This window comes from Acinetobacter sp. V102_4 (genome assembly GCF_031799005.1).
GTDB lineage: Bacteria > Pseudomonadota > Gammaproteobacteria > Pseudomonadales > Moraxellaceae > Acinetobacter > Acinetobacter calcoaceticus.
On record NZ_JAVQNR010000037.1, the window covers coordinates 1 to 21,795 of the forward strand.

Consider the following 21,795-nt stretch of genomic DNA (forward strand, 5'->3'; position numbering starts at 1 on the left):
CCACACGTTTTGCAATCTGGTCACGGCTGAGTTTCTGGTAGCTCATGTTATTTCTCCTTATTGCTTATTGTGCGGGCTGTACTTGGACAACGTGTTGTACAAAAATACCTGGGGTAATGATGTGCTCTGGATCTAATCCACCTAACTCAACTACCTCAGAAACTTGAACAATGGTGACATCAGCAGCCATAGCCATAATTGGGCCAAAGTTACGTGCAGATTTACGGTAAACCAGATTGCCCCAGCGGTCGCCCTTGTAGGCTTTAATAAGCGCGAAATCTGCTTTAATTGGATATTCAAGTACGTAGTCTTTACCATCGATCTGGCGGGTTTCTTTACCTTCAGCTAAAAGTGTTCCAAAACCTGTTGGGGTAAATACAGCGCCTAATCCCATACCGGCTGCCTGAATACGACACGCCAGATTACCTTGCGGAACTACTTCAAGCTCTACCTTTCCAGCACGATACAGTTCATCAAACACATAAGAGTCGGACTGACGAGGGAAAGAACAGATGACTTTTTTAACTGAACCAGCTTTAAGCAATTTAGCCAGACCATAATCACCATTACCGGCATTATTGCTGACAATAGTCAGGCCTTTAACACCGAGTTCAATCAGTCCATCAATGAGTTCAGCGGGTTGTCCTGCGGTACCAAAACCACCAATCAGGATGGTGGCACCATCTTTAATCTGCGATAGAACCTCGCTAAGAGAGGACTTACTTTTGTCAATCATGTGAGAAACCTTAGAGCATGAGGTAACGTGATGTATTACTACCGCTAAAAATTTATTTAAATTCTTAATGGTAGTAATAAATGGAATAAATTTTGTGAGTCAAAAGCGAACTTTTAACTCACATACACTTTCAATTAAGCACTAGCGCGACGACGTTCAACTTCAGTTGAAGGTGCTGCAGCGGCATCTTTCACAAGTTCGATGTTAAATGTGATGTGTTTGAAAGCGTGATCTAAACCACGGCGTTGAATTTCAGCAGGGTCAGTTACATCAACTGCTGTTGCAACTAAACCGTCACGAGTAGCGAAGGCAAAGTCGTCCCATAAGTACTCATCACCCTCAATGTTGAATTGAGTTGTAAGCTTACGGAAGCCTGGTGCAGACACGAAGTAATGAACGTGCGATGGGCGGTTACCATGACGGCCTAACTTGTTAAGAAGGGCTTGAGTTGTACCTTCTGGCGGGCAACCATAACCAACAGGCATCGTAGTTAATGCAACATATTTACCATCAGCATCAGTCAAAATACTACGGCGTAAGTTGAAGTCAGATTGAGACTTATCAAAGAATGAGTAATTACCCAAGCTGTTAGCATGCCATACTTCAACTTTAGCATTTTCAATGATATTGCCATCAGTATCAGTCACAGTACCTTCAATAATTAAGGTATCAATTTTGCCAGATTCTGTACCATCATCCATACGCGAAAAACCAACAGATTCAGGTGCACCAGCTACGTAAAGTGGACCTTCGATGGTACGAGGTGTGCCACCAGTAACGCCAGCTTTTGCATCAGCTTCATCTGCACGTAAATCAAGATAGTGCTCTAAACCTAAGCCAGCTGCTAAAAGTCCGAGTTCATTAGCTTGGCCTGCATCTGTAAAATATTCCAAACCTTTCCATACTTCTGAAGGTTGGATGTCTAAGTCTTCGATGGCTTGAAATAAATCCCCGAGAAGGCGCACTACAATTTGCTGAACACGTGCATCGACTTTGCCTTTAGCTGTGTCGACATTCATTTGTTTTACAAGCGCATCAATTTGTTGACGGTTCATACTAAAACTCCTTAAGTATGCAATACGGTTTTGGGTGGCAGCGGTACTGGCATTTTGTTTAGCTAGCAAATTGTTGCTGCCACGTTCCTTGTTACCTTTTGAATCAATGTATTTAATTTCTAAGTGTGTTTCAGACCACACACTCAAACTATTTTCTTAGATTACGAATCATCATCACGAACAGAAGAAGGGTGACGGTTAAGTGCCATCACTTCGATGTTCATGTAAGGATAGAGAGGTAATCCCTGTAAAATGTTGTGCAACTCTTCATTGCTCTCTACATCAAAAATACTGATGTTTGAGTATTGGCCTGTAATTCGCCAGATGTGTCGCCATTTTCCTTGACGTTGTAGATCTTGCGAATAAGCCTTTTCAACGGCCTTAATTTCATTTGCTTTGTCGGCTGGCATATCAAGTGGAATATGCACATCCATACGTACATGAAATAACATGGGAAACTCCTTATCCTGTTGCCTTAACGACGTAACTTCTCAACTTTATCTTCATCAATTTCAATGCCTAAGCCCGGAGCTGTTGGCAAGTGCAATTCAAAGTTTTCGTAACGTAGCGGTTCCTTCAAAATTTCTTCGGTAAGTAATAACGGACCAAATAATTCAGTACCGAATGCTAATGTTTCAAAGGTTGCAAATGCATGAGCAGAAGCAATGCTACCTACAGGGCCTTCAAGCATGGTACCGCCATAAAGATCAATTCCAGCCAAACCTGCAACCTTGGCCACTTCACATGCTTCGATCAGACCACCAGATTGTTCAATTTTTACCGCAAATACATCAGCCCCATGGCTTTTTGCAATACGGTATGCGCTGTCTGGCCCAGTTAAAGCTTCATCCGCCATGATTGCGACATCAAACCGATGTGTTAAACGAGCAAGTGCTTCAGTATTTTGAATAGCACAGGGCTGTTCAATTAAATCAATTCCGCCATCTTGCAGCTGTTGAATACCTTGAATACATTCCAGCTCTGACCATGCACGATTTACATCAACACGTACACTAATATCTGCGCCTAGTGCTTTTTTAATTGCAATCACATGATCAACATCGTGTTGCAAAGGACGAGCACCAATTTTGAGTTTGAACGTGTTATGACGTTTCAACTCAATCATTTTTCGAGCTTCAGTAATATCTTTTTCTGTGTCGCCAGACGCGAGCGTCCAAAGTACAGGTAAACTATTACGCAGACGGCCACCTAAAACTTCACTTAACGGCACGCCTAAACATTTTGCCTGAATATCAAGTAGAGCGGTCTGAATGGCACATTTCGCGAAACGGTTACCATTAATATTTTTACGAATCAGTTTTAGTGTTTGAGCCACATTTAAATCTTTAACTGATGCGAGTAATGGTGCAAAGTAAGTATCAATATTGGCTTTGACACTTTCAGGACTTTCTTCACCATAGTTCAGTCCACCAATGGTGGTCGCTTCACCCCAACCGACAATACCATCCGTGGTCGTAATTTTAACGAGTACCAAAGTCTGAGTACGCATTGTAGTCACAGACAACTGGTGAGGACGGATAGTTGGAATATCCACAAGTATGGTTTCTATGGTTCTATACATGAAGTTTCAACTATTACGAACTTGTTTACATACCATAGAAGAATGTAATAGCCTAAAATAGATATAGAACGGTATTTTAAGATACTAAAAAGGTATATTAATGGAATTAAGACATCTACGTTATTTTGTTACCGTTGTTGAAGAACAAAGTCTGACTAAAGCCGCAGAAAAGCTTTTTATTGCCCAGCCACCTTTAACACGTCAAATCAAAAAACTAGAGGAAGAGTTAGGGATTGATTTGTTTGTGAAGGGCTCTCGTCCATTAAAAGCAACAGAAGCAGGCCTGTTTTTTTACCAACATGCTGTGCAGATTTTAACGCATACGGCTCAAGCAGCTTCTATGGCTAAAAAAATGAAGTTGGTCGATAACATTGTCAAAGTGGGTTATGTCAGCTCACTGCTTTACGGTCGGTTACCGCAGGTCATTTATCTATTTAGACAAAAAAATCCAGATATCCATGTTGAACTGATTGAATGTGGAACACGAGATCAGGTTGAAGCTTTAAAATTAGGCAAAATCGATTTAGGTTTTGGACGATTACCCATTAGTGATCCTGCCATTAAGAGACTTTTACTCAGAAAAGAAAAATTAAAATTAGCGATTCATAAAAAGCATCCATTAAGTGAATTTCAAGATTCAGGAATTTACTTATCTCAAATCATTAATGAGACGATTTTTTCTTATCCAACCACGCCTAAACCGAATTTTTCGACCACTATTCAAGCTTTATTTACCAAGTTGGGTTTAATTCCAGCCAAATTGACCGAAGTCCGAGAAATTCATATGGCACTTGGTTTAGTGGCATCGGGCGAGGGCATTTGTATTATTCCAGAAAGTGCCTGTGACATTGGAATGAAGAATCTAATTTACTTAAATATATTAGACTTAGAAGCCTATAGTCCGATTTCTCTATCCATGCGTAACATGGACCAAAGTTCGTATATTCCTAAAATTCTAGATTGTATTGAAGAGATCTATAGCCAAGAAGAAGTGTCTAGAAATTTGAATTTATAAATTTTTAATACGATTAAAATTGAATTTTCATGTTATTTTAAAACTTTAAACCTATAGGTAATATGTAAAAGGAATTATTGAATGAGAAAAATTTTAGGACTAGCTTCTCTCATTATGTCTACTGGTGTTGTACATGCTGAACAATTAAATGAACAAGAACAAATTTCTCCATACAGTGCAAATGTAACCTTCGCGAGTCAATATATATCACGTGGTTTCCAACAAACATGGGGTAAGCCAGCTTTACAGATTGGTTTAGATTATGCAAATCCGAATGGATTATTTGTAGGTACTTGGGCATCGAATGTGAGTTCTAACTATCTTCGTGATGCTTCAGTTGAGTGGGATTTTTATACAGGTTATATAAAAACTTTCGATAAGTTTTCAGCTGGCATGACAGTTTTTTATTACTATTATCCGGGAGCTGAAAGCACGCCTGAAACGGGCAGTACCAGTTATAACTATGGCGAAATTGTGCCTCAGATTGGTTATGGACCTTTAACGCTTAAATATTTCATTACCTACACGCCAGATTATGCGGGTTATAACTCCAAGACGATGGGCGGCCCTGAGGGTAAACGTTCAAGAGGAACAACATATCTGGATTTAACTTTTACACAGCCAATAAATGACACTTGGACTTTTGGTGCCCATTATGGCTATGAAAAAATTAAAAATTTCTCGGAAGCTAATTTCCAAGATGTTAAGGTTGAGCTTATTAAGGATTTAGGTGATGGTTGGAATACAGGATTAGCCTACACTAAAGCTTGGGATAAAAATGGGTTCTATAAGAAGTATAGTAATGGTGAGCCAGATGCACCTATTTCAAATCCGATTGACTCAACATTTACGGTGTCTGTAAAAAAAGTTTTTTAAGTTAAACTTATCAATAATGGTCTGATTAACTACGCTTGAAAGTCATCTGTAAACTTTCAAACGTAGTTAAAGCTGACTGTTTATTGAGTTTTAAAATTAATTAAAGTAGGTAAATTAAGTACTACCTGAGTATCATTAATAATGTCTAAACGTGAAATTATCTAGAGTAATATATATAATTGAAAAACTAAAATATTAGTATTTTTCTAATCTCTAAAAAAATATTGATTAATAAAATTATTATGGATACTTAATATTAATCTTCAAAGGCATTTGTGGGCTGATTATAAATAAAAACTATTATATGAAACAAAATAAGTATTGGCATTTAGACGGGGATTTTTCCATTCTTAAACTGTTTTATGTACACGTTCCAGTAGGTAGCTGTCTCGGAAAATACAAGGGATTTGTTGTGTCTAACTTTGCCTGAACTTCGTATTCCGTTTTTATACCTTCAGTAACGCAGTATACGTTCAATTTTGCAGTTTAAGGAAATATTGATGTCGAATTCTGCTGTTGTTGATTCAGTTGCTTTTGCCTTAAGACAAGCTGAACTATCACAAACTGCGATTATTCCTATTCGTACTGAGCTCGGTGGTGAACAGGCAAATGTGGATATCGCTTATGCAGTACAGGAAATCAATACTGTACGTGCACTCTCGGAAGGGCGCCGTTTAGTAGGTCGAAAAATTGGCCTAACTTCTAAAGTGGTACAAGCCCAACTCGGTGTAGATCAACCTGACTTTGGGATGTTATTTGCTGATATGGCATATGGCGATGGTGAACTCATTCCAGCGGGTAAGTTGATTCAGCCAAAAGTTGAAGCTGAAATTGCGCTCGTACTCAAAAAGGATTTAACCCAAGCCCGACATACATATGCAGACATTATTAGTGCAACAGACTATGCATTACCGGCTATTGAAATAGTCGATAGTCGCATTGAGAACTGGAAAATCTCATTGATTGACACGGTTGCTGACAATGCATCAAGTGCAGCTTTTGTGTTGGGTTCACGTCCAGTACAGCTTAATCAACTTGATTTAGTTAACTGCAAAATGATTATGACTCGTGGTGATGAGGTCGTTTCACAAGGTGTTGGTAAAGCTTGTTTAGCTAATCCATTGAATGCAGCAGTTTGGTTAGCTGATGAAATGGTACGACGCGGACGTCCATTACAAGCAGGAGATATTGTCCTGACTGGGGCATTGGGTCCAATGGTGGTGGCTCATCCTGGGGATGAGTTTAAAGTTGAAATTGAAGGCTTCAATTCGGTTGTTGCATGCTTTGCTGCTGAATAAAGGATAAGGAAATGAAAAAGATAAAATGTGCCTTAATTGGTCCAGGAAATATTGGAACAGATTTGTTGTATAAATTGCAGCGTAGTGAAGTTTTGGAGCCAGTATGGATGGTTGGAATTGATCCTACTTCTGAAGGCTTAGCTCGTGCTGCAACAATGGGTTTAAAAACCACGGCTGAAGGCGTTGATGGTTTATTACCTCACGTACTTGAAGATGATATCAAAATTGCTTTTGATGCAACTTCAGCATATGTACATGCAGAGAACAGTCGCAAGCTCAATGAGCTTGGGGTGTTAATGATTGATTTAACTCCTGCGGCAATTGGTCCATTTTGTGTGCCGCCAGTGAATTTGGAAGCTTTGTTGGATGCGGGTGAAGTACCTAATGTGAATATGGTGACTTGTGGTGGACAGGCAACTATTCCGATGGTCGCGGCAATTTCAAGGGTACAGACTGTTAACTATGCTGAAATCATTGCAACGGTTTCGACTAAATCGGTTGGGCCAGGTACACGTAAAAATATTGATGAATTTACCCGAACAACTGCTGGAGCAATTGAAAAAGTTGGTGGTGCCAAACAAGGTAAAGCCATCATTATTATTAACCCGGCTGAACCACCATTAATGATGCGTGACACAGTACATTGTTTAGTTGAAGGAGAGCCTGACCAAGTTGCAATTACGGAATCAGTCAATGCCATGATTAAAGAGGTACAAAAGTACGTACCCGGCTACAAACTGGTGAATGGACCTGTATTTGATGGCAATCGTGTTTCTATGTTTCTTGAAGTAGAAGGCCTAGGTGATTATTTACCGAAATATGCAGGTAATCTTGACATTATGACTGCGGCAGCTGCACGTACTGCAGAAATGTTTGCAGAACGCGTTTTATCTAATCAAAAAGCTGAAGTTGTTTAAGGAGAAACCGTATGTCTAAGATTATTGTGCATGATATGACTTTACGTGATGGTATGCATCCACAACGTCATCAAACTACAGTTGAGCAAATGATTGCCATTTCAACCGCGTTAGACGAAGCGGGTGTGCCATTAATTGAAGTGACTCATGGTGATGGCTTAGGAGGGAGTTCCGTTAACTACGGTTTCGCTGCTGCAACAGATGAAGAGTATTTATCTGCTGTTGTGCCACGCATGAAAAATGCCAAAGTGTCAGCGTTGTTATTGCCTGGCATTGGAACAGTTGATCATTTGAAAATGGCACATGAGATTGGTGTTTCAACCATTCGTGTCGCAACACACTGTACTGAAGCAGACGTGTCTGAACAGCATATTACTGCCGCACGAAAATTGGGAATGGACACAGTTGGCTTTCTGATGTTGGCACATATGGCATCGCCACAACATTTGCTAGAAGAAGCAAAAAAAATGGTGTCTTACGGTGCTAACTGTATTTATGTCACTGACTCTGCTGGGTACATGTTGCCACAAGATGTTACCGATCGGGTTGGGTTACTTCGTCAAGAACTTGATAGCAGTATTGAGTTAGGTTTCCATGGTCACCATAACTTGGGTATGGGCGTTGCCAATACTGTTGCTGCGGTTGACGCTGGCGCAATTCGGGTCGACTTGGCGGCAGCTGGTCTAGGAGCTGGAGCAGGCAATACGCCGCTTGAATTATTTATTGCGGTTGCAAATCGTATGCAAATAGAAACAGGCGTAGACTTGTTTAAAGTACAGGATATTGCAGAAGATCTTGTGATTCCAATGATGCTAAACCCAATTCGTGCCGATCGTGATGCAGCAACGTTAGGTTATGCAGGTGTATATTCTTCTTTCTTGTTGTTTGCAAAACGTGCTGAAGCTAAATATGGTGTCTCTGCACGTGAAATTTTATTAGAGCTTGGTCGCCGTGGTACGGTTGGGGGGCAGGAGGATATGATTGAAGATCTTGCCTTGACCATGTCAAAAGCGAAAGTAATGAGCGCATAAGTTTTTACAAATGAAAAAGAGCACTCCACGAGAGTGCTTTTTTACATCTAATGATTTGATCTAGATGAAATAACTTGGATATAAGCGTTATTTTCTATAAATGGATGGTCATCATTTTTGATTGGATGTGTTTCTATTTAAATAAAAAAACGATTAGAAAATTAAAAATAGCAAATTTAAACAAAGATATTTTAATGAAAAATAGATATATAACAAATGCTTATTCTGGTTTTTAGGAGATGATTAATCGTTTTTAGTGATCTGTTAAAAATCCTCATTACTGGAAAAGTAACATTTTTTTAAAGCATTGAGTTTAAAAAGAAAAATATCTTAATACTCTAGTCGAATTTTTCATAAAAATAGAGTTGAGCATGATAGGGCTTGGTTTCATGGATTGATTGAAAGGAAGTACGCAATGCGTCGTCAAACGTTATGGATCGCAATGGCTTGCGCAATAGCAACAATAGGGGCTACTGGCACACATGCTGGTTTTGTTGAAGATAGTCAGGTTCAGCTTAAATTTAAAAACTTTTATTTAGATCGTCAGTATGATGACACCCCTGCAAAAAACTGGGGGAGTTGGTCGCAAGCTGTGACACTGGATGCAAAATCGGGCTATGCACAGTTTGGGGCGTTACAACTCGGTGTTGATGTGTTAGCACAGTACGCTGTACGTCTGGATGGCCGTGACCGTAATGCCGATTGGGTTCTGCCGTATAGTGGAATTTCTGGTACAGGCACAGGAAAACAAGAGCGCCAGTTTGGTAAAATAGGAGCAACTCTTAAAGCGAAAATCAGCCAAACTGAATTACGAATTGGTGAAATTTTACCTGTAACACCAGTAATTCATTTTGATCCATCACGTCAATTATTGACCACTTATAATGGGGTATGGCTAGAGTCAAAAGATCTTAAAAACACCAAATTAACGTTAGGTTATTTGGATAGTATCAATGCCCGTTATGAAAATCAGCCAATGGATTTTGGTCTATGGCCTAAAGCATTAAATAATGATGGTAAAACTGATGGGATGTATGTTGCGGGCATAGATTACCAATTAAATAAAAACTGGTCTGCAAGTTACTTTTATGGCGATGTGACGAATATCTATCATCAAAATTACTTGGGTGTGAACTATAAAAACAATTATGACAAGTTAAAAGTCGATTCACACATACGTTTTTTCGACAATGCAGAGTCGGGAGATGCCTTGTATGGTGATATTGATAATCAGGCATTGTCTATAGGCTCAACCTTAACTTATGGCTCACACAGCGTAGGTTTATCTTATCAGCAAATGTTTGGTGATCATGGTAGTAACCCGAGTGCAGCAACTGGTGCACCATATTTCCCATCCCTCGCAGGTTGGGTACCTCAGCCTTATTTGGATAACTGGTCAGTTGCGAGCTTTATCCGTAAAGATGAGAAATCGGTGGGCGTGGCTTATAGCTATGATTTTAGTGATCTTGGCATTAAAGGTTTAAAAACCACTGCAAAATATTGGCATGGTTGGGGCATTGATTCAGCTTATGAATCAAGTGCATTAACAGGCAAAGGCAAAGAAGATGAATTCAACTTTATTCTGAATTACGTTGTGCCAGAAGGGAAGTTAAAAGGCTTAGGTTTTCAGTGGATGTATATCGATGTGAACTTCGACAATATTGCAGGCCAAGCAAGCGATTTGCAGGAACATCGTATTGCAACGACATATACCTATAAATTTTAAATACTTTTAAATATTTATTTAAATAACAAATGGTTATTAATATTTTTTTTGTATCACCTCATCGTAAACAAGTATCAGTTTAGGCGCTGTGAACAGGTAAGATGGGTGAGTAAAACATTTAAAATTTGGCCTACTAAAAGCAGCTTAATCTTGAGTTCAGCTGTATAAATTGTAAGAGGAATGACATGGGCACAGTACAAATCCCCGAATATAAAACAGATCCATTTTTTGGTTTGGAAGACAAATGGATTGAAACTGCAGCAGGCGAGCTCACTCATTATCATGAGCTTGGAGAAGGTACTCCAATTTTATTTTTACATGGTTCGGGTACTGGTGTTTCAGCAGCAGCAAACTGGTGGTTGAACTTACCACAAATTGCTGAGCAGGCACGCTGTATTGCTATTGATTCGATTGGTTATGGACAAACTGTTGTTGCAGAAGGGACTGCTTACGGTATCCGTGCATGGGTAGATCATGCAGTCCGTGTATTAGATGCTTTGGGAATTGAAAAAACCTGGTTAGTAGGTAATTCTTTAGGTGGTTGGTTAGCATTCCAGTTTATATTGGATTACCCAGAGCGTGTACTGGGTATTGTATCAATGGGAACGGGTGGTGCTAAACAGACGGCAGCACTTAAAGCACATGCTAATCCTGAATTGACAGAAGCTGGTATCCGTAAAACTTTAGAAATGTTTGTGGTCGATAAGTCTTTAGTCACAGATGAATTGGTTAAAGTTCGTTTTGACTCAGCAAAAAATGACTACGCATCAGATCGATTGATGGATGTTGTTGGTGCACGAGACCGTGACCGCTTTGAGTTCCCACTTGATTTTGAAAAGATGAAAGAGATCCAAGTTCCTGTGTTACTCATTCATGGGGTGCAAGATGTAGTTATTCCTGTATCTCGTACATGGGATATTTTGAATATTGTACCTTATGCTGATGCACATATTTTTAGTCAATGTGGTCATTGGTCACAAGTTGAAAGAGCACAAGAATTTAACCAGATTATTAAACAATATTTAGCAGTACATGATGTTAAATAAAATATAAAAAATACAGGAAGGATAAATTATTATTCTTCCTGTATTTAAATTAAAAAATTTGGTTTTTTGCTGAGCCCTGTTATTTTATCTTAGACTTTTGTATTAAATAAGATAAGTTAGATCTGGTTAATATTTAAGTAAAAAACTTTACTTAATAAATCCATGAATTCTTTAACCCCAGAAGATTCTGCATCTTTGCGATAGCTTACAAATAAATCTAAAAAAGGTAGATCGACATCAACAGGTCTAGTGACAATATTATTTAAAGTGAGCGGCTCTATATAGCTAGGCAAGATCCCGCAACCTAATCCCATCCCTATTGAATTAATATTAAATAAAATATTATGAGCAGTTTGCACAATATTAAATTTAATTTTATGAAGTTCAGCAAAATTAAGAATTGTATTATGTAAAATCGATGACTGTTCTGACGATGGGATAATAAAATCAATATTATTTAAAAGCTTCACAGGAATACGCTCGTATTGAGCAAGTGGGTGATCTCGAGGAAGCAATAGCATTAGAGGTTCACGTAATACAAACTGACTCTGAATTTCATCGTTATTTAAGTTATCTCTCATAAAGGCAATGTCAATTTCACCTTTCTTTAAGGCTTCCATTTGTTCGGTATTATTCATGCTCCGTAATTCAATTTTTAAGTTTGGATTTTGTATGCGTAAACTTGGAAGAACACACGGGAAAACTTTCATTTCTACTACTGGAACAAAACCAATGGTCAGTTGTTGTTTTTTAAATTTAGAAACTTGACGAGCCATTGAAATTGCTTTGTCCGCCTGAGCTAAAGTCAGACGGGCTTGTTCAAGAAATACACTACCTTCTTCAGTGAGTTCAACTTTACGTTTAGTGCGATGTAGTAATGTAACGCCAACCTCATCCTCAAGGTCTTTAATTTGTTGACTTAATGATGGTTGAGCTGTGTAGAGGCGAAGTGCAGCTTTACTAAAGTTGAGTTCTTCAGCCACCATTACAAAGTAGCGTAAATGACGTAATTCCATATCAGTTGTGATCCCAAAATCCTATTATTAACGTTGGATAGTTAATAAAATATGCTAAATGCTTGAAAACCATAAATCCGTTTATAAAACCACTGATCAGTATCAGTCGAACTTAATTTTAATATTTAAAATCTATAATGAATAATTCATAAAAAGTCTAATTTGAAACAAATAAAATATTTCACTTAAAACAGTTAAAAAATCATTATCCATTCAAATTGAATTTTATGTTGTGCGTTTTTGGCGGCAGCAGGAGTGCTTCTCATGAATGGAAAAATTGAAGTGTGTGAAATCGATGCTTTAGTCGATGCACAAAATGGACGTATCTCGCCAACTATCTATACAGATCCACAATTGTACGAACTAGAGTTAGAGCGTGTTTTTGGACGTTGTTGGCTATTTCTTTGTCACGAAAGCCAGATTCCAAAATCAGGCGACTTTTTCAATACATATATGGGTGAGGACCCAATTATTGTTACGCGTCAAAAAGACGGTTCTATTAAAGCATTATTAAATCAATGTCGTCACCGTTCTATGCGGGTTAGCTATGCTGACTGTGGTAATACGCGTGCGTTCACCTGCCCATATCATGGCTGGTCCTATGGGATTGACGGTTCTCTTAAAGATATTCCATTGGAAGGTATCGCTTTTCCACATGGGGCTTGTAAAGAAGAATGGGGATTGCAAGAGGTTCCTCGTGTTGCAAGCTATAAAGGTTTGGTTTTTGGTTGTTGGGCAGATGACACACCCGAATTACTCGACTATATGGGTGATATTGCTTGGTATCTCGATGCAATGATTGACCGCCGTGAAGGTGGCTCGGAAGTTATTGGTGGTATTCATAAATGGGAAATTAACTGCAACTGGAAATTTGCAGCAGAACAGTTTGCTTCTGATCAATACCACGCGCCGTACTCGCATGCCTCTGCAGTACAAGTTTTAGGTGGTAAACCTGATGATGCATCAAAAGCATTAGGTGCAGCACAAACGGCACGTCCAGTTTGGGAAACAGCAGAAAGCTGTGTGCAATATGGTCAACGTGGTCATGGTTCAGGTTTCTTCCTTACGGAAAAACCAGATGCTAATTTCTGGGTTGATGGTCAAGTAGCAGATTACTTCCGTGAAACCTATGAAGAAACAAAAGAGCGTTTGGGTGAAACTCGTGCTTTGCGTTTGGCAGGCCATAACACCATGTTCCCAACATTGTCTTGGCTGAATGGTATGACGACGATGCGTATTTGGCATCCACGTGGACCAGATAAAACCGAAGTTTGGGCTTTCTGTATCACGGACAAAGCAGCACCGCAGCACATCAAAGAAGCGATGGAGTTGAATGCTTGTCGAGCATTTGGCCCAGCTGGTTTTGCTGAAGCAGACGATGGTGAAAACTGGATTGAGATCCAGAAAGTGTTACGTGGTTATAAAGCGCGAAAAAGCAAACTCATTATGGAAATGGGTCTTGGCAATGAAAAATACCGTGAAGATGGTATTCCAGGTATTACTAACCATGTTTTTTCCGAAACAGCTGCACGTGGCATGTATCGTCATTGGGCAAACCTGTTGATGCATGAAAAATGGGAAGACGTACAACGGGCAGATGAGGCTTATGAGCAAGAGCTTTTGAAAAAAGCGGCTAAAAAGGATGAGAAGGAGCTTGTGAAATGAACCAGATCATTGACTCATTAAAACCACAGCCAGTATGGCGTTCTATTGGATTGGAACTTCACCACGACATTAGTCAGTTTCTATATGCAGAAGCACAGTTGTTAGATGACTGGAAATTCCGTGATTGGTTGGACATCTTAAGCGAAGATATTTTATATACGCTAAAAACGACGACAAATGCGCAAACACGTGATCGTCGTAAATGTATTGCACCACCATCAACATGGATTTATCACGACGACAAATTTGTATTAGAGCGCCGCGTAGCAAAATTAGAAACAGGGATGTCGTGGTCCGAAGAACCGCCATCACGTACTCGTCACTTGATTACTAATATTCGGGTCGAAGCAACTGCACAAGCAAATGAATATCAAGTTTTTAGTAATTATTTGCTTTATCGCTCACAAAAAGAAAAAGACGTATTGACCTATGTTGGTAAACGAGTTGATCTGATTCGAAAAGATGATAGCAGTAGTTTAGGTTGGAAAATTGCTAAACGCGATATCACCCTCGATCAAGCGACTTTGATTTCTCACAATATTACGGTGTTTTTCTAATGAATAAGATTTTCGTTTGTCAGATTGATGAGTTGGATGAAGGCGAAGCGCTGAAAGTAGATTGTAATGTAGGTGATATTGCTGCACTTGCGGTGTTCAATTTCAATGGTGAGTTTTTTGCCATGAATGATAAATGCAGTCATGGTAATGCTTCTATGTCAGAAGGCTACCTAGAGGATGATGGCACGGTTGAATGTCCACTTCATGCATCACGTTTTTGTTTGAAAACTGGCGTACCACAATGTGTACCAGCAACTGATCCGATTCAGACATTCTCTGTCGTGATTGAAGATGGTGCACTTTATGTCGAAATGGCAGGAGCGTAATGATGGGCTGGCTAGAGGGTGAAGTTGCACTAATTACTGGTGGTGGTTCGGGACTAGGGCTTGCGTTGGTTGAGCGCTTTTTGCAAGAGGGTGCGCATGTTGGTGTGTTGCAACGGTCTCAATCAAAAATAGATGAATTGATTGCACGCTATGGTGACAAAATTGTGGCGATTAATGGAGATGTGGCTAATTTTCAGGATAACGTTCGTGCTGTGCAGGCTACAGTAGAACGTTTTGGAAAACTGGACTGTTTTATTGGTAACGCTGGTATTTGGGATCATTATGCCGACATCGTTAACATGAGTGGCGAACAGTTAGATAAAGCCTTTGATGAAATCATGAGTATTAATACGAAAGGTTATTTGCTTGGTGCAAAAGCAGCTTTAGATGAGTTACTCAAAACTGAAGGCTCGATGATTTTTACCTTATCTAACTCAGCGTTTTATTCATCTGGTGGTGGTCCAATTTATACTGCATCAAAACATGCTGGTGTAGGTTTAGTGCGTGAACTGGCCTATGAGCTGGCACCCAAAGTGCGTGTGAATGCAGTTGCTCCATCTGGTATGAATGTCAATGTGAAAGGTGCCGCATCCCTTGGGCAGGAAAATCTAGGATTACTTGATGCACGCGATCCGCAAAAAATTGGACAAGGCATGCCATTGAGATTCTTACCAGAACCAGAAGACATGACTGGTTCTTATGTATTGCTTGCATCTCGTCAAAATAACCGACCATTATCTGGCGTTTTTATAAATGCTGACTGTGGTTTAGGAATTCGTGGCTTACGCCAATCGAACGCTGGTTTTTTTGATGCTTAATTTTAATCCGATATTAATGGACTAATAAGACAGCTAAAAACTGTCTTATTTCGGAGCTAATCATGACTGTTAAACTTATTTGTGCTTCTCATAGCCCACTAATGGAATTTGCGTCTCCGGCAGAACAACAACAAGAACAAACGGTGCGTCATACTTTTGAAAAACTGGCAGCCGAGGTCAAAGCATATGACCCAACTTTAATTATTGCTTTTGGGCCAGATCATTTTAACGGCTTCTTTTATGACCTGATGCCGAGTTTTTGCGTGGGTGTACGTGCGACGGCGGCAGGTGATTGGAATTATGGTCCGGGTGAGCTCAATGTGCCAGAAAACACAGCATTGGGTTTAATTCGACGTGTACTTGATGAAGGTGCGGATGTTGCATATTCATATCGTATGCAAGCGGATCATGGCGTAACCCAACCGCTGCATTTTTTATGTGATGGTCAACTTAATCGTTATCCAACCATTCCAATATTTATTAATGGTGCAGCTGCGCCAATGCCTACGACAAAACGAACGATTGCTTTAGGACGAGCGGTTGGGGCTTTCATCAACTCAATTAATCTAGAAAATGAACGTATATTAATTTTGGGCACAGGTGGACTTTCACACGATCCACCAACCCCTCAAATGGGCTCTGCACCACCAGAAGTTGAAGAATTTCTAATTGCCGGACGTAACCCAACTGTTGAAGCTCGTAATACACGTCAGGCCAAAATCATTTCAGTGGGACAGCGTTTGGCAGCAGGTGACAAGAGCGTATCTGTTCCACTTAATCCAGAGTGGGACGAACAGTTATTGGAAAAATTCAAAAATGCAGACTTTGCTGCGCTTGAAAATATGACTGAAGATGAAATTCGCCGTGAAGGTGGGCGTGGTGGGCAAGAAGTTCGTACATGGATGGCTGCTTTTGCGGCATTAGAAGCTGTTGGCGATTATGAGATGACCTTACATTGCTATGAACCTATCAGTGAATGGATTGCTGGTTTTGGCATTGTATCTGCCGAGCTGAAATAAAGGATAAAACGATGAATATTCAAACTATTGTCATCATCGGTGCTGGACAGGCAGGTGCAAGTGCTATTCTGGAACTACGTAATAACAAATACGACGGTAAAATCATTTTGATTGGAGATGAATCACATCTGCCTTATGAGCGTCCCCCTTTATCTAAAGATATGATTTTAAGGCCTGAACAGACCAAAATTGAAATTCTGTCACAACAAAAATTGAAAGATTTAGGTGTTGAGACCATTCAAGGCAATGCGGTTGTTCGCATTGAGCCTGAACAATATCAAGTGATTTTGAAAAATGGTGAAAGTATTCACTATGATAAGTTATTACTCGCGACAGGAGGGGCTCCTCGTCGTCTTCCAATGTTAGATGCAGTCGGTAAACATGTTTATACCCTGCGAAATTTGGAGGATTCACAAGCCTTGGTTCCAGTCTTTCAAGCAGGGAAGCGCATTTTGCTTGTAGGCGGCGGGGTTATTGGTCTTGAATTAGCTTCAAGTGCTCGTTTTAAAGATTGTCAGGTGACCTTAATTGAACAGAGCCCAATGATTATGGGACGTTCACCAGCAATTATTAGCCAATTTTTACTTGATGAACACCGTAATCGAGGGGTTGATATTCACTTAAATGTGCAAATTGCCAATGTCACCTTACGTGGTGAAGAGATAGTTGTAATATTGGAAAGTGGTGAAGAGCTGATCGCCGACGCTGTTGTATATGGCATTGGGATTGTACCGAATGCTCAATTGGCCATAGATGCTGGTTTAGACGTCGATTTTGCCATTAAAGTGAATGAAAACTGCCAAACTTCGAATCCAGATATTTATGCTGCTGGTGATGTAGCAACTCAGTTGCGTGCAGATGGTAATTATGCCCGTATTGAAACTTGGGAAAATGCCAATAATCAAGCAGGCACTTTTGCTCGTCATGTCATGGGATTAGCGCAACCTAAAGCTAATCCATCATGGTTCTGGACAGATCAATATGATATTAATTTTCAATTCGTTGGCGATATGTCTGCAAAAGAATGGCATATACGAGGCAATATGAATCCGCAAGAAGACAAAAATGTTGGATTCACCTTATTTGGCTTAGACCAAGGTATCGTTGTAGCAGGTATTGCTGTTAATCAAGCTAAAGATGTTAGGCATTTAAAAAAATTGGTTTCTAGTTCTAGCGCCTTTGATAAAGAAAAGTTGCTAGATGTGTCTATTGAATTACGCAAATTAATTTAATTAGGGTTTTTATACTAAAAGCCTATTTAATATTGAAAATAAAAACCGTCATGATTATATGGCGGTTTTTTTATGGGTAATCATAAATATTTTCCATGAGTGGATATTGTTAATACTTAATTTGAACTGCATTATAATTTTTAACTATTAATAGATTTGATTTTTGTTGAGTGATTAATATGTTTTTTGGATTTTAAATTTTAAATTTGTAAGTTAAATAATTGAAATATATATTTATTTTAATTTTATTATAGGTTGTTTCTATAAGACTAAAGTATTTAAGTGAAATGTAGTAAATGTTTTTTAATTTTTTTATGAAATTATAGAACTTAAGGCTAATTTAGAAATAAAAGCAGTTAATAAATGATGGTGAATGATTTTTTAAACTAGTAGAAAAGGATTTTTCTATGGACCGTGCAGGAAATAAGCACTCTATTATTACGATCGTCATTTGTTTTTTAATTGCTGTGATTGAAGGGATTGATATTCAGGCAGCGGGTATCGCTGCTGTAGGTATTCGAGAATCTTTTGGTCTGGATAGCTCTCAACTCGGTATTTTTTTTAGTGTCGGAATATTGGGGTTATTACCCGGTGCATTAATTGGTGGACGTTATGCAGACCGGATTGGCCGTAAGATGGTGTTAATCGGGGCTGTCGCTATTTTTGCAGTATTTACCCTTTGTACCGTTTGGGTGAATAGTTTCTATATGTTGCTGTTAGTACGTTTTTTAGCAGGAGCTGGATTAGGGGCTGCAATGCCAAATTTAATTGCTCTAGTTTCAGAAGCTGTTTCTAGCGAAAATCGTGGGCGTGCTGTAGGTTTGATGTATTGTGGTATGCCAATAGGAGCCATATTGGTGTCATTACTGGCAGCCTACGATGTAAGTGGACATTGGCAAACAATTTTTTACGTTGGTGGAATCGTTCCTCTTCTTGTACTTCCACTTATGATCAAATTTTTACCGGAGTCACGGGAGTTTTTACAAACTAGATTTCAGGATAAATCTATTACACGCATAGAAAGCTCTTTTAAAAATCTATTTCAAAATAACTATGCAGGGCAGACCCTATTACTTTGGGCAAGCTATTTTTTTACCTTGATGGTTGTATACATCATGTTGAGTTGGTTGCCATCTCTATTTATGGAGTTGGGATTCTCTCGTCAACAGGGTAGTTTAGCTCAAGTCTTTTTCCAAATGGGCGCTGCACTAGGCACGGTTGTTTTGGGTATTTTGATTGATCGCTGGAATAAAGCTTATGTCATTATATTGATGTACATAGGTATTTTAGCTGGTTTATTTAGTTTAAATGGAGCCGGTAGTCTTACTGCGATGTATGCAGCCGCAGCATTAATGGGAACATTTACAATTGGTGGGCAAGGCGTTTTATATGCATTTGGTAGCATTGTATATCCAACTGAGATTCGGGCAACTGGTGTAGGCAGTGCTGCAGCGGTTGGGCGTATTGGTGCAATGTTAGGACCTGCGATTGCTGGACAATTACTCGCGATGGGAAGCGGTGCTACAGGCGTAATTTCTGCTGCCATCCCTGGAATTATCATTTCAGCATTACTGATGCTTTTGGTGATTCGCAAATTACATCAGGCCCAATAATCTGAATACCACAATGAAAAAAGCTCATATTTAGGAGCTTTTTTCATATTTGGCATTATTTGAGTGAAATTTCAAATTTGATCATCCGAATGTTTTAGTAAGTTCATAACTATATCGAGCATATGAGTCGAATTACGGTTTTACTAATCATCTATATTGAGTAAGAAAAATGTATTCAGTTACCAAGGAAAAGCTTTGGAATCGTTCATTTATTCTGTGTGTATTGAACAATCTTTTTTTATTCATTTATTACTATGCATTACTCACAATATTGCCACTTTATATTTTAAAAGAATTATCCGGTTCAATCAGTCAGGCTGGTTTGGCGTTAACCTTATTTTTGGTTTCATCTATTATCACTCGTCCTTTTTCTGGCTTAATTATTGATCGGTTAGGTAAAAAATATGCCTTACGTGGTTCGGCATTATTATTTGCACTTCTGGCATTAAGTTATCTATGGGCAAATCAGTTATGGCTTTTATTGCTTATTCGTTGTGTGCATGGGATCTGGTTTAGCATTTTGACGACAGTAATAGTGCCTATAGTGAATGATTTTATACCTGAGCATAGAAAGGGCGAGGGTATGGGATATTTCGTAATGTCTACGAATCTGGCTGTTGTTTTTGGGCCAATGATTGCATTAGCTACGATACGGTACACCAGTTTTTATAATTTATTTGCCTTTTTAGCATTCATTGTTTGTTTAGGTTTAATTTTTTGTTTTCTTATTCCCGTTTCTTCCTTAAAAGATAAGGAGATCATCTCTGCAAAGCGGAGTATTACATTTGACGATATCTTTGAAAAAAGGGTGATGTCTATCGGCGTTATTGCTTTATTTACTGCAATGTCTTATTCAAGCATTATGAGCTTTATTAGTGTCTATAGTGAAACAAAAGGCTTATTAGCGGCGACCAGCATATTTTTTATTATATTTGCCATATCAATGATTATAGTGCGCCCTTGGGTAGGTTATTCTTATGATAAAAGAGGGGCTAATTCCGTGGTTTACCCTTCATTTATCCTTTTTTCAATAGGCTTATTTTTAGTTAGTTGGATGCAAACACAGTGGGGCTATTGGTTGGCGGCAGTACTCATAGGAATGGGATACGGATCCCTTTTCCCTATTTTTCAAACCATGGCAATACAATCGGTTGAGAAAAAGAGAATAGGGCATGCTGTTTCAACCTTTTTTACTTTATTTGATTTCGGAATGGCGATTGGTTCAGTTTTGGTAGGATTAATTATTGCCCAAATAGGCTATGAGAAAACTTATCAGTTGTGTGCATTCCTTACGATAATGACTTTAGTTTTATATCGTTGGGTATGTAATAAAGATGGAAAGACAATAATTAGGATATGACATGGAATTACGTCACTTACGCTACTTTGTTGCGGTTGCTGAAGAGCTGAATTTTACTAAGGCAGCAATGCGTATGCATACGGTGCAACCTTCTCTTAGTCAGCAGATTAAAGATTTAGAAGAAGAAGTGGGAGTTCAGCTTTTTATACGAAGTAAGCGAAAAGTTGAACTGACCAAAGCAGGAGAAGTCTTTTTTAAAGAAGCTCTAATCATTTTAGAACATACAGAAAAAGCAATTAGTTTGGCTCAACAAACTGCTAAAGTTGAACAAGAACAATTAAATATTGGTTTTGTTCCAGCGGCAGAAATGAAAATCTTCCCCTATATCATGCCCAATATAAGAGCGCATTTCCCAGAATTAACAATTGATTTTCATAGCCTTACGGATGATGAACAACTAGTAGCGCTTAGAAAAGGCGAAATAGATATCGCTTTTACTCGCTATGGAACTGATTCAGATGAACTGGTTTCGATTCAGGTATTTCAAGAGCCACTTACCTTAATTATTCCCAAAAATTCGCCAGAGGCTCAGCAGGAACGCATTAGTATAAAAAGTTTTGAACAACATGATTTTGTGATTTGCAATGAAGAGTCATCGCCAGAACTTTATCGAATTATTCATAACTTCTTTAAAAAAACTAAGCTTAACGTCACTGTTGTACAGCACTCAACTAATATATTACTTAACGTTAATTTAGTCGGAATGGAAATTGGTTGGAGCTTGGTACCACAGTATGTGATTCCTCTATTAGGAGATAAAATTATAGTTAAAAAGACGATAGAACCATTACCGATGATAGGTTTATATGTTTCTTATCGAAAAGATCATGTTAATAAAGCTATAGATTTGATTTTAGATGTACTTAAAAAACAATTTTATCTGGACTTTAGTTAATATAAAAAAGCC

21 protein-coding genes are annotated in these 21,795 nt (G+C 38.9%); 16 read left to right on the forward strand and 5 right to left on the reverse strand.

Going from position 1 to position 21,795, the window contains the following annotated elements; translation table 11 throughout:
* Window positions 1–64: 64 nt before the first annotated feature.
* The 4 genes from RMB13_RS08685 to RMB13_RS08700 form a co-directional block, all read right to left on the reverse strand.
* Window positions 65–736, reverse strand: coding sequence for a 3-oxoacid CoA-transferase subunit A (locus tag RMB13_RS08685; RefSeq protein WP_045431259.1), 672 nt, complete (start codon window positions 734–736; stop codon window positions 65–67).
* Window positions 737–870: 134 nt separating this feature from the next.
* Window positions 871–1,791 carry a catechol 1,2-dioxygenase gene (gene catA, locus RMB13_RS08690; RefSeq protein ID WP_311084998.1) on the reverse strand — a complete coding sequence of 307 codons (921 nt, stop codon included), beginning with the start codon at window positions 1,789–1,791 and terminating at the stop codon, window positions 871–873.
* Between the two features lie 161 nt (window positions 1,792–1,952).
* Window positions 1,953–2,243 carry a muconolactone Delta-isomerase gene (catC, locus tag RMB13_RS08695; RefSeq protein WP_000897236.1) on the reverse strand — a complete coding sequence of 97 codons (291 nt, stop codon included), beginning with the start codon at window positions 2,241–2,243 and terminating at the stop codon, window positions 1,953–1,955.
* Window positions 2,244–2,266: 23 nt separating this feature from the next.
* Entirely contained in the window at window positions 2,267–3,373 is a 1,107-nt protein-coding gene (locus RMB13_RS08700) for a muconate/chloromuconate family cycloisomerase (protein WP_311084999.1), read from the reverse strand.
* A 100-nt stretch (window positions 3,374–3,473) separates the two neighbouring features.
* On the opposite strand from RMB13_RS08700, the gene RMB13_RS08705 reads away from it, so the two are divergent.
* The 7 genes from RMB13_RS08705 to RMB13_RS08735 all read left to right on the forward strand — a co-directional run bounded on the left by RMB13_RS08705 (window position 3,474) and on the right by RMB13_RS08735 (window position 11,282).
* Window positions 3,474–4,388: a LysR family transcriptional regulator gene (locus tag RMB13_RS08705; protein ID WP_281834643.1), complete on the forward strand. Its 915-nt coding sequence runs from the start codon at window positions 3,474–3,476 to the stop codon at window positions 4,386–4,388.
* An 81-nt stretch (window positions 4,389–4,469) separates the two neighbouring features.
* Window positions 4,470–5,264, forward strand: a complete 795-nt coding sequence (locus tag RMB13_RS08710) for a TorF family putative porin (RefSeq protein WP_311085000.1) — start codon at window positions 4,470–4,472, stop codon at window positions 5,262–5,264.
* 500 nt (window positions 5,265–5,764) lie between these two features.
* Window positions 5,765–6,562, forward strand: coding sequence for a fumarylacetoacetate hydrolase family protein (locus RMB13_RS08715; protein ID WP_045431567.1), 798 nt, complete (start codon window positions 5,765–5,767; stop codon window positions 6,560–6,562).
* A gap of 11 nt (window positions 6,563–6,573) precedes the next feature.
* Window positions 6,574–7,479 (forward strand): acetaldehyde dehydrogenase (acetylating), encoded by a 906-nt coding sequence (locus tag RMB13_RS08720; RefSeq protein ID WP_311085001.1) that lies wholly within the window; start codon window positions 6,574–6,576, stop codon window positions 7,477–7,479.
* An 11-nt stretch (window positions 7,480–7,490) separates the two neighbouring features.
* Window positions 7,491–8,510 carry a 4-hydroxy-2-oxovalerate aldolase gene (gene dmpG, locus RMB13_RS08725; protein ID WP_005305792.1) on the forward strand — a complete coding sequence of 340 codons (1,020 nt, stop codon included), beginning with the start codon at window positions 7,491–7,493 and terminating at the stop codon, window positions 8,508–8,510.
* Between the two features lie 415 nt (window positions 8,511–8,925).
* Entirely contained in the window at window positions 8,926–10,236 is a 1,311-nt protein-coding gene (locus RMB13_RS08730) for an OprD family outer membrane porin (protein WP_311085002.1), read from the forward strand.
* 185 nt (window positions 10,237–10,421) lie between these two features.
* Window positions 10,422–11,282 (forward strand): alpha/beta fold hydrolase, encoded by an 861-nt coding sequence (locus RMB13_RS08735; RefSeq protein ID WP_005046825.1) that lies wholly within the window; start codon window positions 10,422–10,424, stop codon window positions 11,280–11,282.
* Between the two features lie 116 nt (window positions 11,283–11,398).
* On the opposite strand, the gene hcaR is transcribed toward RMB13_RS08735, so the two are convergent.
* Window positions 11,399–12,298, reverse strand: coding sequence for a DNA-binding transcriptional regulator HcaR (hcaR, locus tag RMB13_RS08740; protein WP_209830871.1), 900 nt, complete (start codon window positions 12,296–12,298; stop codon window positions 11,399–11,401).
* Window positions 12,299–12,562: 264 nt separating this feature from the next.
* Between hcaR and hcaE the strand changes: the two genes are divergently transcribed.
* The 9 genes from hcaE (at window position 12,563) to RMB13_RS08785 (ending at window position 21,783) form a co-directional block, all read left to right on the forward strand.
* On the forward strand, window positions 12,563–13,963 hold the full coding sequence (gene hcaE, locus RMB13_RS08745; protein ID WP_281835308.1) for a 3-phenylpropionate/cinnamic acid dioxygenase subunit alpha: 1,401 nt from the start codon (window positions 12,563–12,565) through the stop codon (window positions 13,961–13,963).
* Window positions 13,960–14,520 carry a 3-phenylpropionate/cinnamic acid dioxygenase subunit beta gene (gene hcaF, locus RMB13_RS08750; protein WP_045125554.1) on the forward strand — a complete coding sequence of 187 codons (561 nt, stop codon included), beginning with the start codon at window positions 13,960–13,962 and terminating at the stop codon, window positions 14,518–14,520. Before hcaE ends, hcaF begins: the two co-directional genes overlap by 4 nt.
* A complete protein-coding gene (hcaC, locus tag RMB13_RS08755; protein ID WP_005046830.1) occupies window positions 14,520–14,846 on the forward strand; it encodes a 3-phenylpropionate/cinnamic acid dioxygenase ferredoxin subunit in 327 nt (108 codons plus the stop codon). Before hcaF ends, hcaC begins: the two co-directional genes overlap by 1 nt.
* A 2-nt stretch (window positions 14,847–14,848) precedes the next feature.
* Window positions 14,849–15,664: a 3-phenylpropionate-dihydrodiol/cinnamic acid-dihydrodiol dehydrogenase gene (gene hcaB / locus RMB13_RS08760; RefSeq protein ID WP_311085139.1), complete on the forward strand. Its 816-nt coding sequence runs from the start codon at window positions 14,849–14,851 to the stop codon at window positions 15,662–15,664.
* A 62-nt stretch (window positions 15,665–15,726) separates the two neighbouring features.
* On the forward strand, window positions 15,727–16,683 hold the full coding sequence (locus RMB13_RS08765; protein ID WP_311085003.1) for a 3-carboxyethylcatechol 2,3-dioxygenase: 957 nt from the start codon (window positions 15,727–15,729) through the stop codon (window positions 16,681–16,683).
* A gap of 11 nt (window positions 16,684–16,694) precedes the next feature.
* Window positions 16,695–17,915, forward strand: a complete 1,221-nt coding sequence (gene hcaD / locus RMB13_RS08770; protein ID WP_311085004.1) for a 3-phenylpropionate/cinnamic acid dioxygenase ferredoxin--NAD(+) reductase subunit — start codon at window positions 16,695–16,697, stop codon at window positions 17,913–17,915.
* Between the two features lie 407 nt (window positions 17,916–18,322).
* Window positions 18,323–19,528: a 3-(3-hydroxy-phenyl)propionate transporter MhpT gene (gene mhpT / locus RMB13_RS08775; RefSeq protein WP_045431596.1), complete on the forward strand. Its 1,206-nt coding sequence runs from the start codon at window positions 18,323–18,325 to the stop codon at window positions 19,526–19,528.
* A gap of 169 nt (window positions 19,529–19,697) precedes the next feature.
* Window positions 19,698–20,888, forward strand: a complete 1,191-nt coding sequence (locus RMB13_RS08780) for an MFS transporter (protein ID WP_311085005.1) — start codon at window positions 19,698–19,700, stop codon at window positions 20,886–20,888.
* Between the two features lies 1 nt (window position 20,889).
* Entirely contained in the window at window positions 20,890–21,783 is an 894-nt protein-coding gene (locus RMB13_RS08785) for a LysR substrate-binding domain-containing protein (protein WP_045431602.1), read from the forward strand.
* The last annotated feature ends 12 nt before the right edge of the window (window positions 21,784–21,795 follow it).